This is a genomic window from Olsenella sp. An293, assembly GCF_002159495.1.
In the GTDB taxonomy this organism is placed as follows: domain Bacteria; phylum Actinomycetota; class Coriobacteriia; order Coriobacteriales; family Atopobiaceae; genus Thermophilibacter.
In genome coordinates this window covers 51,568-65,911 of record NZ_NFIT01000014.1, presented here as the reverse complement: position 1 = coordinate 65,911, position 14,344 = coordinate 51,568, and the positions used below count along the sequence as shown (strand labels likewise).

At 70.5% G+C, this 14,344-nt stretch carries 10 protein-coding genes; 1 reads left to right on the top strand and 9 read right to left on the bottom strand.

All coding sequences use genetic code 11. The annotated features are described in order from the left end of the window. Positions 1–181 precede the first annotated feature (181 nt). The 4 genes from B5F85_RS09125 to B5F85_RS10710 form a co-directional block, all read right to left on the bottom strand. Positions 182–760 carry a xanthine phosphoribosyltransferase gene (locus B5F85_RS09125; protein WP_087316541.1) on the bottom strand — a complete coding sequence of 193 codons (579 nt, stop codon included), beginning with the start codon at positions 758–760 and terminating at the stop codon, positions 182–184. 101 nt (positions 761–861) lie between these two features. Then, on the bottom strand, positions 862–1,833 hold the full coding sequence (locus B5F85_RS09120; RefSeq protein ID WP_204204718.1) for a hypothetical protein: 972 nt from the start codon (positions 1,831–1,833) through the stop codon (positions 862–864). A gap of 107 nt (positions 1,834–1,940) precedes the next feature. Next, on the bottom strand, positions 1,941–3,089 hold the full coding sequence (locus B5F85_RS09115; RefSeq protein ID WP_087316539.1) for an aldo/keto reductase: 1,149 nt from the start codon (positions 3,087–3,089) through the stop codon (positions 1,941–1,943). Positions 3,090–3,153: 64 nt separating this feature from the next. Beyond that, positions 3,154–4,215 carry a hypothetical protein gene (locus tag B5F85_RS10710; RefSeq protein ID WP_087316537.1) on the bottom strand — a complete coding sequence of 354 codons (1,062 nt, stop codon included), beginning with the start codon at positions 4,213–4,215 and terminating at the stop codon, positions 3,154–3,156. Positions 4,216–4,315: 100 nt separating this feature from the next. Between B5F85_RS10710 and B5F85_RS09105 the strand changes: the two genes are divergently transcribed. Further along, positions 4,316–5,287 (top strand): SPFH domain-containing protein, encoded by a 972-nt coding sequence (locus tag B5F85_RS09105; protein WP_087316535.1) that lies wholly within the window; start codon positions 4,316–4,318, stop codon positions 5,285–5,287. Between the two features lie 149 nt (positions 5,288–5,436). Here the strand turns inward: B5F85_RS09105 and B5F85_RS09100 are convergent, their stop codons facing one another. The 5 genes from B5F85_RS09100 to B5F85_RS09080 all read right to left on the bottom strand — a co-directional run bounded on the left by B5F85_RS09100 (position 5,437) and on the right by B5F85_RS09080 (position 14,335). After that, positions 5,437–6,108: an HAD family phosphatase gene (locus tag B5F85_RS09100; protein ID WP_087316533.1), complete on the bottom strand. Its 672-nt coding sequence runs from the start codon at positions 6,106–6,108 to the stop codon at positions 5,437–5,439. Positions 6,109–6,323: 215 nt separating this feature from the next. Further along, positions 6,324–9,341 (bottom strand): ABC transporter permease, encoded by a 3,018-nt coding sequence (locus tag B5F85_RS09095; protein WP_143786168.1) that lies wholly within the window; start codon positions 9,339–9,341, stop codon positions 6,324–6,326. Then, positions 9,341–12,301, bottom strand: coding sequence for an ABC transporter permease (locus tag B5F85_RS09090; protein ID WP_087316529.1), 2,961 nt, complete (start codon positions 12,299–12,301; stop codon positions 9,341–9,343). The genes B5F85_RS09095 and B5F85_RS09090 overlap by 1 nt, the downstream gene beginning before the upstream one ends. Before the next feature lies 1 nt (position 12,302). Further along, complete coding sequence (locus B5F85_RS09085; protein WP_087316527.1) at positions 12,303–12,983, bottom strand: ABC transporter ATP-binding protein; 681 nt, start codon at positions 12,981–12,983, stop codon at positions 12,303–12,305. Between the two features lie 302 nt (positions 12,984–13,285). Continuing rightward, positions 13,286–14,335, bottom strand: a complete 1,050-nt coding sequence (locus B5F85_RS09080; RefSeq protein WP_239386831.1) for a HAMP domain-containing sensor histidine kinase — start codon at positions 14,333–14,335, stop codon at positions 13,286–13,288. Between the last annotated feature and the right edge of the window lie 9 nt (positions 14,336–14,344).

Here is a 14,344-nt window from a genome sequence, read left to right as displayed (position 1 = left end):
GCTGCGCAGGGCGGAGGTGATCGTGCTGGAGGCGATGCGCGCCGCGGCCTAGGCGCTACAATCGGGCCGGAACGGGCGTGGCCCGACACCAACATTCGGCACACAACCCGAAACTGTTCCAGCCTCCAAGGAAAAATGGCTCGAAGACCAAAATTGCAGGCCGCCAAGCCTTGAGGTCTCGCTACGCGAACTCGATCTCGTCGGTCGCGGCGTCCATGGACTTCACGACGGCGAGCGACTCCACCTGGTAGCCGCGGGAGCGCAGCTCGGCGCCGCCCGGCTGGAAGCCCTTCTCGATGGCGATGCCGATGCCCTCCACGATGACGCCGGCCTCGTCGCAGATCTCGAGCAGGCCGTTCATGGCGCAACCCATGGCCATGAAGTCGTCGATGATCAGCACGTGCTCGCCGGCGTTGAGGAAGCGCTTGGCGACGATGACCTGGTACTCGCGGCCCTTGGTGTAGCTTGTGATGTTGGTGCGGTACTGGTCGCCGTCCATGTTCTTCGACTCGGTCTTGCGCGCAAAGACCACGGGCACGCCGCCAAAGTGAGTGGCCGCCACGCACGCGATGCCGATGCCCGATGCCTCGATCGTGAGGATCTTGTCGATCCGCTTGCCCGCGAACAGGCGCGCCCACTCGGCGCCCATATGGTCGTAGAGGGCGACGTCGCACTGATGGTTGAGGAAGTTGTCGACCTTGAGGACGTTGCCCTCGCGCACGATACCGTCCCTGCGGATGCGGTCCTCAAGCTCCTTCATCGTGCGTGCCCCTCTCGCGTCGCGGTTTTGGCTTCAACCATTATGCACGCTCGGAAAGCATTGTGCGACGCTCGACGAAAAACTCGCGGGGCGGCGGGGGGTCAGCGCGCCTTGCGTCCAAAGAACGGAAGGCGAGGGAGCCTCCCTCGAAACGGGCTCACGAAGTCCTCCTCGCCGATCTGCTCTGCCTCCTCGACCTCGGGCGGGACGGTCTGGACCACGCCGTTGGGGACGTCGGCGACGGGCATGTCGGTGATGTCGGGAACGACCGTCGCGACGGGGCGCTCCTCGCCGGCCTCGCGCGCGGAGGCCTCGGCCTTCTCCCGGTAGCGGACCATCATGTCGCGCTGGATCTCCACGACGCTCGGAGGTGCCCAGATGAGCGCGTTGGCGCCGGCCTCCATGGTCGCGGCGGCGCTCGCGTCGTCTCGACCGCCGCTCGCGATGATCGGCAGCGCCGGGAAGGCGGCGCGCAGCTCGCGGATGACCTCGGCGGTCCCGCGGCCGGCTGCCACGTTGACGATGCGCGCGCCCGCCTGGATCTTCTCCGCGGCCTCGTTGTCAAAGCGCGTGATCGTGGCGATGACCGGGATGTCCACCGTCGAGACCACCTGCGCGACGGTCTCCGGCGAGGCGGGGGAGTTGAGCACCACGCCCGCGGCGCCCTGCATCTCCGAGACGGCGGCGAGCTCGGCGGCGCGCCGGCCCGTGGTGGTGCCGCCGCCCACGCCCACGAACAGCGGCGCCTCGGCCACGGTGAGCAGCGCCTGCGTGATGGCGGGCTGGGCGGTGAAGGGGTAGACGGCGAAGATGGCGTCGGCGTTGGAGTTGCGGATCGCCGCGACGTCGGTCGAGTAGAGCAGCGTGCGGATGCGCCGGCCAAAGAGGGTGAAGCCGGTGCAGGCCTCGTAGTTCTCGGGCACGCGCAGCGGTGCCTTGCGCAGGCGCCCCTCGATCGGCGTGGGGCCGTCGGCGGCGGGGACGAGGTCGTGGGCCGCGTGCCCAGCCTCGAAGATGCCGTGGACGAGGCTCTGACCGGAGGCCTGGTTCCTCTCGACGTGCTCGTTGCTCATGGGGCCTCCCGGGTCTCGCTGAACTTCAGACACTTTTTTGTTCCCCGCACGGGCGTCGCCTATTCACCGGCGAGAAGAACGTGACAACCTCGTCACGAGGCGCCGAGCTACTCCTGGGTCTCGAACTCCGCGGCGACCTCGCCCAGGAGCTCGCGGATCGGCAGGTGCTGCGGGCAGGCGCGCTCGCACGCCCCGCAGCCGACGCACTCCGAGGCGAGGCCGTGGCCGTGCCCGGTGTGGACCGCCTTGTAGTAGAAGCCCGCGGAGTCCTCGCCGTAGGCGCGCTTGGCGTTGAGGCAGGAGAAGACGTCGGGGATGTTGATCTTCTTGGGGCAGCCGTCCACGCAGTAGCGGCAGGCGGTGCACTCGATCGCGTTCTGGCCGCGCAGGATCTGCGTGACGCGCGCGACGGCCTCGCGCTCGGCGTCCGAGAGCGGCACGAGCGGGGAGAACGTGGCGACGTTCTCGGCGATCATCTCGGGCGTGCCCATGCCGGAGAGCACCATCTCGACGCCCGGCAGCCCGGCGGCGAAGCGCAGCGCAAAGCTCGCAGGGGAGCCGTCGCCGACGGCGGCGAGCACGGCGCGCGCCTCCTCGGGCAGGTTGACCAGGCGGCCGCCCTTCACGGGCTCCATCACGATGACGGGCTTGCCGTGGGCGGCGGCGACCTCGCAGCACTCGCGGCTCTGGATGACGCCGTTCTCCCAGTCGAGGTAGTTGACCTGCAGCTGGACGAACTCGACGTCGGGGTGGTCGGTCAGGATGCGGTCGAGGAAGGCGGCGTTGCTGTGAAACGAGAAGCCCACGTGGCGCACGAGGCCCGCGTCGCGCGCAGCGAAGGCCTCCTCGTAGGCGTGCTCGCGCTGGTACTTCTCGTAGTTGCCCATGCCCTGGGAGTGCATGAGGTAGAAGTCGAAGTAGCCCACGCCGCAGGCGCGCAGCTGGTCCTCGATCAGCGGGCGGATGTCCTCGCGGCGCTCGAAGCCGTTGGGGGAGAGCTTGTCCGCGAGCAGGAACTCGGAGCGGTCGTGGCGCGCGGTGAGGGCCTGCGCGAGCGCGGGCTCCGAGCCGCCGGAGTGGTAAGGGCGCGCGGTGTCGAAGTAGTTGAGGCCGCCGTCGAGGAAGGCGTCGACCATCTGCGAGAACGTGGCGACGTCGACGGTGCCGTCCTCGAGCTTGGGCAGGCGCATGCAGCCAAAGCCGAGCTTGCCCTTGGCGTCCTCGAACGGGGCGGCGTGCGTGGCGGTTGCGGTCATGGGGTCCCCTCTCCCTCGGTCTTTGCTGGGGGACATTCTACGCCGCCCCGCCCCCTTGGGGTCGCTAGTACAGGTCGAGCGCGCTCTCGAGCTCCTCCACGAGGTCCTGCTCGTCGACGACCCACGCGCCGTCCACGAGCGCGAGGTCAAAGCCCGTGCTGTTGGGAGACTGGACCTCGGCGGCCGCGACCACCTCGTCAAAGACCGCACAGAGGTATGAGCGCTGCTCCTCGGTGGGCGTCGTCGCCCCCTCCTCGCCGTAGGAGCCCCAGAGGTCGTTGTCGTAGCGGTAGTCGCTCGTTGCGTCGTGGAAGGCCCAGACGATCTCGTTGGCGTCCGGGGCGCCGATCTTGGCGTAGGACGAGGCCGTCCCGTCGCTGTAGGCGTAGGAGTACTCGGGCTCAAACGTGATGCCGCCGAGCGCCCACGTCGCAAAGGCGTCGGCGTCGACGCCGAGCTCGTCGGCGGAGTAGCCCATGAGGTCGTAGAGCTTGTCGTCCAGGTAGGAGGCCACGACGTCGTGGAGCTGGCCGGACTCCGGCGTCGAGACGAGCGCCTCGAGCCGCGCCACGAGCGCCGCCGTGGCGGCCTCGTCGTCGGCGTCCTGCTCGGGGACGTAGGCGTCCCAGTCGACGTTGCCGGAGTCGGAGTCGTCGCCAAAGAGCGCCTCGCCCAGGCCCTCCACGGCCTCGCCGGCGTCCTCGACGGCGGCGCTCACAAGGCCCGCCGCGCAGCTCAGAAGCGACGACCCAAAGCTCACGACGATGACGAGAAGAACGATGGCGCGCGTCACGACCCGCCGGTCCTTCTCGGTTCTCGCGCCGACCTCTCCGGCCGGGGCCGTCGGGGCCGTGCGCGGGCGGCGTGCGCGGGGCCTCCCGGCCTTGCGCGGCCCGTCGATCGAGGGGGCGTCGTAGTCGTGGCCGCGCGTTGTGGGCGCCTGGTAGTCGTCCTCGGGCTTGTGCGGCGTGCCGTCGGGCTCGCCGTGCGGCGCGTACTCGACCTGCGAGTCCAGGTCCTCGTCCTCATCGAGCAGGACGGGCTCGCCGCCCGGGAGCTCGGGCTCGCCGGCGTTGAAGGGGTCCACCTGGGACTCGTCTGAGCGCGAGAAGCGAAACCTTGTCACGGCTGCCCCCTCCGTACGGCGAAAATGTTGCCCACAGTATATTGAAAGCAACCTTGGTTGGGTATGCTGTGAGGACTAACGGTCGTTCAAGGGAGTACCAATGGAGCTACTCGGTCTCATCCTCATCGTCCTCGTGGTGTTTCTCGTCGTCGGCCTGGTGACCGGCAACCTGTTCTATGTGGTCAAGCAGCAGCACGCTGTGATCATCGAGCGCCTGGGCAAGTTCCACAAGATCGTGGGCGCGGGCTTTCACGTGAAGATCCCGTTCGTGGACCGCAAGGCGGCCACGGTCTCCCTGCGCACGATGAAAAACGGCTTCAACATCGACGTCAAGACGCAGGACAACGTGACCATCGGCCTCGAGGTCTCGGCCCAGTACCACGTGAGCTACGAGCGCGGCGAGCGCCCGCAGGACTCCGGCGTCTACAAGAGCTACTACATGCTCCAGCAGCCGGTGGCGCAGATGCGCGACTTCATCACCGACGCGCTGCGCTCCTCGATCCCGGTGTACACGCTCGACGAGGTCTTTGCCAAGAAGGACGACATCGCCAAGGACGTCAACGCCACCGTGTCCGAGCAGATGGCGGCCTATGGCTTCACGCTGGTCTCGACGCTCATCACCAAGATCGCGCTGCCGGCAGAGGTCGAGGACTCGATGAACCAGATCAACGCCGCCCAGCGCACCAAGGCCGCCGCGCAGGACCTCGCCGAGGCCGACCGCATCCGCCGCGTGACCGAGGCCGTCGCCGAGGCCGAGGCCATGGAGAAGGCCGGCGAGGGCATTGCCAACCAGCGCAAGGCCATCGCCGCCGGCATCAAGGAGTCGCTCGAGACCATCCAGGAGACCGGCGTGGGCAACGACGAGGCCAACCAGCTCTTCATGTTCACGCAGTGGACCGAGATGATGGCCGAGTTCGCCAAGACCGGGAAGAGCTCGACGGTGGTGCTGCCGAGCGACTTCACCAGCACCGCGAGCATGTTCGAGCAGATGGTGGCCGCGGGCGCGGCGGGGGAGGGCGCCAAGGTGCCGCCCGTGCCCGGCGCCGGGGCGGCTGACGCCACAAAGAGGTAGAGGCTGAGCACAGAGATTGCGAGCGGGCCCCGGACGCCGCCTTGGAGAGGCGTCCGGGGCCCGCTCTTCTTGGCATGAGGCGCGTGCGGCTTTCGGACGGTCTGGGCCGCGAAAGCGTCCGGAAACCGCGCGTGTTGTCAACGCGTGTCCTACGCCCCCAGGATCTGGGCGGGAAGCTCGCGCAGGCTGTCGAGCACGGCGGCGCAGCGGCTCGCGAGCTCGGGCGTGGGCGTCGCCCACTCGGGCACGAGGTAGGTGGCCATGCCCGCCGCGCACGCCGCGAGCGCGCCGTTGACCGAGTCCTCGACGGCCGCGCAGGTCGCGGGGTCGAGGCCCAGGCGGCGCGCCGCCTCGAGGTAGATGTCCGGCGCCGGCTTGGCGTGCTCGATCTGGTCGCCGAAGGTCATGGAAGAGAAGAGCGGCGCCATCCCAAAGCGCTCCATGAGGGGCAGCGCGTGCTCGCGGATCGTCGAGGTGGCCAGCGCCACCGTGACGCCGGCGTCGACGAGCGCCCGGAGCGCCTCGAGCGCGCCCTCGCAGGGCTCGAGGCTCTGCTCGCGAATCTCGAAGAAGAGCTCGCGCTGGTGGTCGAAGAGGCGCTCGGTGAGCGCCGGGTCGCCGAGGTGCTCGTTCATGATCTTGACGGCGTTGGGCAGGCTGCAGCCAACGTAGGAGTTCCAGATACTATCGGGCACGTCGATCCCGAGGTCGGCGGCCGCGCGGCGCCACGCGGTCTGGCTCACGCGCTCGGTGTCGACGAGCGTGCCGTCCATGTCGAAGATGACAGCCTCGGGCAGGCGGGGCGTCTGGGGTGCGGTCATGTGGGGTCCCTCCGGTCGCGTGTCGTGTCCCGAGGGGGCATTGTATCCGGATTCGCGCCGGCAGCACACCCACAAGAACGCCGAGTAAGAGCTTTTGACCAAAACATGACGTCAGCGGGGCCTGTTTTGGCACAAAGCTCTTACTCGGCGCGCGGCCGGTCAGAAGCTGTCAATCGGAACTGTCAATCGGGGCCAGGCCCCGATTGACAGAAACCCTAGAGTGCGTCGGTGCGCAGGGCCTCCACGAGGTTCATGGCGTGCGTCTTTCTCAGCGCGTAGAGGACGCTTGCCGCGAGCACCCCCACGACCAGGGCAAACGCGAGCGCGAGGTGACCCCACGGCACCACGAGCGCAACGCCGCTCACAGAAAGCGACATGGCCTGCCAGAGGAACCACTCGACGATCAGGGCCAGCGCGCCCCCCAGCACGAGCCCCTTGAGCGCGTAGTCCGCGCACTCCACGAAGATCATCTTCCGGAACGACCGCTCTCCCATGCCGGCCGAGCGCAGCACCGCGAACTCGCGCGTGCGCAGCATCATGCCGGAGGCGATGGTGTTGAAGACGTTGGCCACCGCGATGAGCGCCAGGATCGCCGCAAAGCAGAAGAGGAAGACCTGCACGGTGAAGGACATGGCGCGCGCGTCGCGCAGCGTCGCGGCGAGGTTGGTGGAGCCGAGCACGTCGATGCCGCCGATCTGCTCAGCGGCGCCCTCCATCTGGCGCAGCGCCTCGGCGTCGTCGGCGCCCTCCTCGAGGCGCGCGAGCACGCTCACCCACGGCGTGTAGAGGCTCTGGACCATGGGGTCGAGCGCGACCCCCGACTCCCGCACGGCGCGCGCGGGCATCACCAGGGTGGGGAACTGGCTGGAGAGCTGGTCCGGGCTCAGGGGGAAGTCCTCGCCGAGGTCGGGTCCCACGACCGTCACCGGCACGCTCGTCACGACGCGCGCCGCCTCCCTCAGCGGGACCTCGAGGTCGGAGGAGCTGTCCTCGGGGGCGTAGTAGACGACCGTGCCGTCCTCCCCCCATGCCAGGAGGGGCTTCTCGTAGCCCGCGCGCTCGTCGATCGCGAGCAGGTCGACCTCGCCCGTCGTCTGGGCGGGGAGCAGCTCGCTCTGGACGTAGCGCGAGCCGTCGCTCGCGTAGACCGTGCCGACCAGAAGGGCGCTGAGCTGCGACGGGTCGGCGGCGTCGGCCCCCAGGACGCCCCGCTCTGCGAGCGAGCGCCACGTGGCGTCGTCGACGAGGAAGACGTCGGCCGAGGCGTAGCCCTGCCCGTCGACGTTGCCGACCTCGCTCGCCGGGAGGTCGCAGCCCGCGGTCGACGCGCCGCCGAGTAGGCCCCCCGAGAGCCGGATCGCGGCGGAGAGGCTTCCGTAGTAGGCGGCGCCCTCGACGCCGTCGAGCTGCCCTATGCGGGTGAGCAAGTCGTCGGCCGCGGCGAGAGAGACTGATCCGCCCCGGTCCGCCCCGTCGCCCTTCTCCGGCTCGTCCTGGCGGTCCGCCACGGTGAGCTCGAGGTCGAACGACGTCGCGGAGCCCAGCTGGGTCGCGTCCGTCGCGCCGGTGAGCATGTCGTTCACGACGCCCGCCGTCACGAGCAGCGTGACGGAGACGGCGAGCGAGAGCACCGCGACGCGCGCCTTGCTGGAGGACACCAGCAGGGTGCGGCGGGCGAGGAAGGCGGGGACGCCCCCGAGCCGCGCCGCGAGGCCGCGCGGCCGCGAGCCGTCGGGGGAGAGGTCGTCTGCGGGGCGGGTCCGCCGGGCAAAGACGCGGCGCAGCCTCCTGCTCGGGCGGACGTCGGCCGACTGCCGGATGGCGTCCACGGCCGAGACGCGACTGGCGCGCACGGCGGGGACCATCGCGCTCACCACCAGCGTGAGCGAGGCGAGAAGGACAGTGAGCGCCACGCTCCACGGGCTCACGACGAGCGTCACCGCAGAGTCGGTGCCGACCATGCGCGCCCAGCCCTCGCCCGTTACGGCGAAGGCGACCGCGGCGCCCGCGATCCCGATGGCAACGCCGAGCGGGATGCCGACGGCCCCGAGCACGCCCGCCTCGACAAAGACCGTGCGCCTGAGCTGTCGCCTCGAGGCGCCGAGCGAGGAGAGCAGGCCGAACTGGCGCGTGCGCTCGGAGACGGAGATGGTGAAGGCGTTCGAGATGAGCGAGACCGCCGCGACCACGATCACCACGGCGAGGGTTGCGGCGAACATGGCGAGGGTGTCGAAGATCAGCCGGTCGCCGCCGAGCCCCTGGTAGGTGAGCAGGCCCCCGTTGAGGACCGACGCGCGATCTCCCCCGGCGGGACGCAGCCGCTCGACGAGCTCGTCGAGCTCCTCTCGGCTCGAGCACGAGGTGGAGAAGTACGCGTTGGTGCGCGGCAGGGCCGCCCCTCCGGTCTGGTCGGGGCTCACGTAGCCGATGTAGCCCGGGATGGTCCAGTCGGGCTCGACGAAGCCGACCACGGTGTAGGTGCGCGGCGCGCTGACGCCCTCGAGGGTCTCGGAGATCTGGCCCTGCCCCACGTCCGCGGTGCCGTCCGCGTCCGTCCCGTAGACGACTCTCCGGTACATGACGCCGCTCTCGGCGCCCACCTCGTCGTCCGAGCCGTCCTCGTAGCGCTGGACGCGCCGGCCAAGCGAGAGCGTGAGCTGGGAGCCGAGCTCGAGCGGACCGTCGGCGACCACGCCGGCGTCGATTCCTGGGAGCTCGGAGGCGCCGGGCGTGAGCTCGATGCCGCGCAGGTTCGAGGTGAGCGCGATCTCGCCGTCCTTCTCGGGAAGTCGGCCCGACGTGACGGAGGGGGCGAGGAGGACCTCGTAGGCGTCGTCGCCCATGGCGCGAGCGGTGCCGCCCTGCTCCACCGGGAGGCCCAGCACCGAGAGGTAGGTGCCGTTGCGCTCGGCGTCGCTCGCGGAGAAGGCGGCCGAGCCCAGGTCCCGCTGGGTCGCGAGGCGGTCGAGGAGGTCTCCGGCGACGTCGCGGAGGCTCTGGAGCTCGGCGTCGTCGGTCGCGGGGAACTTGACCTGCCAGACGCCGTCCGTCTCGCGGCTCTGGTTGGCGAGCCCCGCCTGCAGGCTCGTGACGCTCGCGAGCACGGCCATGAGCAGGCCGGTCGCAAGGGCAATGCCCACCACGGTGACGGCGGTGCGCACGCGGTTGGCCGCGAGCGAGCGCAGCGTGAACCGCGCGAACACGGATGATGAAAAGGGACTGTCCCTTTTCATCAGAGCGCCTCCGAGCGCAGGGCCTCGACCACGCCGGTGGCGCCGCAGCGGCGCAGGGCGTACGTCACGCTCACGGCGATCACGACGAGCACCGCCGCCACGGAGAGTCCGATCTGCGGCCAGGGCAGCGCAAATTCGTAGGTGGAGTAGGAGAGCGCCATGGCCTCGTACAGCCCCACGTTGGCGACGAGCGCCAGCGCAAAGCCGAGCGCAAGGCCGCGCAGGGCGTAGCTTGCGCACTCGTAGGCGATCATGCGGCGGAAGGCGCGCCCGTCCATGCCGATGGACCTGAGCACGGCGAACTCGCGACGGCGCAGGATGAGGGCGTTGGCGAGCGTGTTGAAGACGTTGGTCACGGCGATGAGGCCGGTGATGGCGGCGAAGCAGTAGATGAAGGTGTTCACGGCGGTGGCCATGAGGCGCGACTGCAGCTTGCCCTCGGCGACGTTGGTGTAGGTGACGTCGAGCGCGGGGTGGTCCGCCGCGATCTTCTCGATCTCGTCCTGGGCGTCCGAGGCGCGCACGGCGTCGCCGTCCGTGGAGAGCGAGCAGCTCGCGCGCAGGTAGCCCATGGTGTCGGCGAGCTCGATGGCCGAGGCGGGCAGGACGAGCTGGAGGCTGCCGCTCAGGCTCACGCCCACGGGGGCGTGGTCGGCGAGCGCACCCACCTCGATCTGTTGCTCGCGGGCGACGGCCTGGTCGAGGGGCAGCGCCTGCTCGTTGCCGGAGTCATCGTAGTAGTAGGCCTCGGGCCGTCCGTCCGCGCCGTCGCGCAGACCGTCGGCGAAGCGCCCGTCGAGGTCGGCGAACTCGAGCGACGTCAGCGCGCCGCCGGCGGAGAGCGGGGCGAGGCGCGCGTAGGTCTCGTCGCCGCGGACGGTGTAGGCGTTCACCGCCACGGCGCGCGGGTGCGCCGGGTCGCAGAACTCGTCGCGCGAGAGGCCCAGCTCGTCGACGTAGGACGCCCAGCTGGCGTCATCCAGGAACGCCACGTTGGCCTGGCCGTACCACGAGCCGTCCGCAAGGCGCCTCGAGCTGCCCTCGAGCCCCTCGGCGTCGTCCGCGACCATGCCCGCGGGGAGAAGGACCTCGGCGACGTAGCTCGTGAGGTAGCCGTTGGGGTGCGCCCCGTCGACATCCTTGACCTCGTCATAGAAGCTGGCGAGCTCCTTCTGCATGCCGGGCCCGTCCACGCGGCCGTCGGCGAGCGCGAGCGTCTGGTCCGCCCCGGCGCCGGTGGCGTCGACGTAGAGCACGAGATCCTGGCCCGCCATGGTGTCGACGGAGGTCTCGGTGGCGTAGCCCATGACGTCGGCGATCGAGCCGGAGGTGACGAGCAGGGCCACGGAGACGGCGAGCGCGGCCACGGTGACGCGCCCCTTCGAGGAGCTGCGGGAGAGGTTGCGGTGCGCCACGAAGCCGGGGACGCCGAAGAGCCGCCCCGCGAGGCCGAGCGAGCGAACGGCGCCCGCGCCCTCGTGCCGTCCGGCGGGGAGGGCCGGACGGCGGGTCCTTCTCGCCCGGCGCCCGAGGTGCACGTCCTGCGTCTGGCGGATGGCGTCGACGGCGGAGACCCGGCTCGCGCGGATCGCGGGGACCCAGGCGCTCGCGAGCAGCGTAACGAGGCCGAGAAGGGCGGCGACGAGCAGGCCTGCGGGGCTCACCACCACGGTGGCCGCCGCCCCGCCGCCGGCGAGCGCCGCGAGGCCCTCGCCCACGAGGCCAAAGACCACGTAGCAGCCGGCGAGGCCGAGCACGAGGCCCGCGGGGATGCCCGCGGCGCCGATCACGAGCGCCTCCACGAGCACGGTGCGGCGGAGCTGCCGGCGGCTCGCGCCGAGGGAGGAGAGCAGTCCGAACTGACGGGTGCGCTCGGCCACGGAGATGGCGAAGCTGTTGTAGACGAGCGAGATGCCGGCCACGACCACCACGGCGGCGAGGATGCCCGCGATCTGGTAGAGCGTGTTCCAGATGGCGGTGTCCGGCGTGGCGCCCATCCAGCGGATGAGGGAGGTGTGCACGGAGGTGCCGTACTCGGCCTCGTTGGCGTTGGCGAGCCCGTTCGCCACGTCCGCGGCCTTGGCCGGGTCGGCGGTGCGGAAGACCGCGGAGGCCCAGGTGGCCGCGGAGTCGTCCGAGAGCGCGCCGGCGAGGGCGCTGCCGTCGTCGTAGACGTAGGCGCTGTTGCCCTGGAGCGCCATGGTGCTCGAGAAGCCGTAGGAGCGGTAGAAGCCCACGACGGTGACCTCGATGCTTCCGAGGTCGGCGGAGAAGGACTCGCGCTGCGTGGTCTCGTGCACGTAGCTGCCGTTGACGGAGGTGGCCGTGTAGGTGCTTCCGTCGTCGAGGTTCTCCACGGTGCGTGTGCCGAGGTCCAGCGTGACGGCGCTGCCCAGCGTGATGGCGCCGCCGTCCGCGGTGGAGAGCCCGCAGGGGGCGAGCTCGACGTTCTGCAGGTAGTGGGGGAGGACGACCTCGCCCGCGGCCTCGGGCGCGCGGCCGGCCACGAGCTCGGGCGCCTGGAGGAGCGGCTCGTCGGCGTCGCTGCCGGTGCCGGCGGCCGGCCAGGTCTTGGCGTAGAGGTAGGGCCCGAAGAGGCTGCTGTTGTCCTCGCCGAGCGAGACGGTGCCCAGGTCGGTGACGGCGGTCCAGTCCGTGACCTCCGGGTCTTCCTCAAGCTGCTCGAGGCCCTGCTCGGTGATGCCGGCCGCCTCCGCGTACCACCAGCCCTCGTCGGCCGCGGTGCGCTCGACGAGCATGTTGGAGAGCGAGGCCACGCTCGTGAGCACGGCGGCGATGAGGGCCACCGAGAGCGCCACGCCCATGACCGAGACCACGGTCCGCACCCGGTTGGCCGCGAGCGAGCGCAGCGTGAACCGCACGAACACGGACCGCGCGGGCCCTCCCGCGCGCCGCGGCGCCAGGTTCTTCTCGTCCGGGTCGTGCCTGTGGGCGGCCATGTTAGCTCACCCTCGTGTCGGAGGCGATGCGGCCGTCCTCGAGCGCGATCACGCGGTCGGCCGTGAGCGCGATGTCCTCGTCGTGCGTGATCACGATGAGCGTCTGGCCGAGCTCGCGGTTGGACTTGCGCAGCAGGGCCATGATGTCGGCGGAGTTCTTGGAGTCGAGGTTGCCCGTGGGCTCGTCGGCCAGCACCACGGCCGGCGCGTTCATGAGCGCGCGCCCGATGGCCACGCGCTGCTGCTGGCCGCCGGAGAGCTGGTTGGGGAGGTGGTGCTCGCGCCCCTCGAGGCCGAGCACGTGGAGCATGTTGGCGAGGCGCTTCTCGTTGACCGCCCGACCGTCCATGAGTACGGGCAGGCACATGTTCTCCACCACGTCGAGCACGGGCACGAGGTTGTAGAACTGGTACACCAGCCCGACCTCGCGGCGGCGGAAGACCGCGAGCTGCTCGTCGGAGCGCTGGAAGACGTCCTCGCCGTTCAGGCGCACGGTGCCCGAGGTGGGACGGTCCACGCCGCCGATGAGGTGCAGCAGGGTCGACTTGCCCGAGCCCGAGCTGCCGATGATGGCCACGAACTCGCCCGCTGCCACCGTGAAGCTCACGTCGTCGAGCGCGCGTACGGCCGTGTCGCCGCTGCCGTAGGTCTTGGTGAGGTGCTCAATCTGAAGGATGTCCATGCTGCCTCCTCGTGCTTCTCGTCAATTCTATGATGGGGGAGGCGGCCTGCGCGGCCGTGACGCGCGGGTGACTGATTCGTCACGCTGGACGCGTCGCCGCCGCGAGCCGAGTCGCGAGGGTATGTACAGTGGGCCCTGAGGGTATGTACACCCCTCCATCGAGAGCGGGCCAACAAACCGCAGGTCAGAGCGTTGCCGAGAAGGACGCGCCGCCGGTGCGGTGTACATACCCTCGTGGGGTGGTGTACACACCCTCTCGGGCCTGGACCGGCGCCCGGAGTCGGGCGAACCCGGAAGCCGCCCTACACCACGGCCTTGAAGAACACGACGTCGAAGCGCGCGCCGCCGGTCGGGATGTTGCCCGCGCGGATGGTGCCGCCCTGGGCGGTGACGAGGCTCTTGGCGAGCGCAAGGCCAATCCCCACGCCCGTGGGGTCGACCTCGGAGCCTGCGCCGGCGGGCCGCGCGTCTCTCTCGCCCCCGCGATAGAAGCGCTCGAAGACATGCGGCAGGTCCTCCGGGGCGATGCCGGGCCCGGTGTCCTCCACGCGGAGTCGGAACGCGAGCGCGTCCTCCGCGCAGCTCACGCGCACCTCTCCGCCTGCCGGCGTGTGCTCGAGGCAGTTCTTGAGCACGTTCTCGAGCGCCTCGGCCGTCCAGGAGAGGTCTCCCTCGAAGCCGGCGCCCGGCGCGGCGTCCACCGCCAGGCGCACGTCGGCGAGGTCGAAGGCCACGGCCAGCGGCTCGGCCGCGCGCGCAACGAGCTCGGCGCCGTCCACGTGCGCCCGCGCGAAGCTCACCACGCCCGCGTCGATGCGGGCGAGCTTGAGCAGGGAGGAGACGAGCCATTCCACGCGGTCCTCGAGGCGCTCCATCGTCCGGAGCCGCTCGACCTGCTCCGCATGCGCGCCGTCGGCAACGAGCTCACGCCGGGCGAGCGAGGTCATGAGCGCAAGCGAGGTCAGCGGGGTCTTGAGCTGGTGCGATATGTCGGCCAGGGCGTCGGCCAGGGCGTTCTTCTCGTGCTCGAGGTCCTCGTTGGCAAGGGCCAGGCGGTTGCACATCTTGTCGAGCTCCGAGGCCAGGATTGCGATCTCGCCCTCGCGCATGCGCTCGAAGCTCACGTCACGTGCGCCGTGCAGGATGTCGTCCACCTGCGCCGCCATGCGCGCGAGCGCCCGGTGGCGCGCTCGCGTGGCCGAGAGCCATATGAGAAGCAGGGCCGCCGCCGTGCCCGCGACGCACGCCGCGGCGCCGGACCCCGCGAGCCGCCACGCAAGGAGCGCACCCGCCGCGCCCATGACGAGGGACGCGACGAGCGGTCGCCTGACCTCACGGTTGCGCAAGAGCACGGCCGCCCC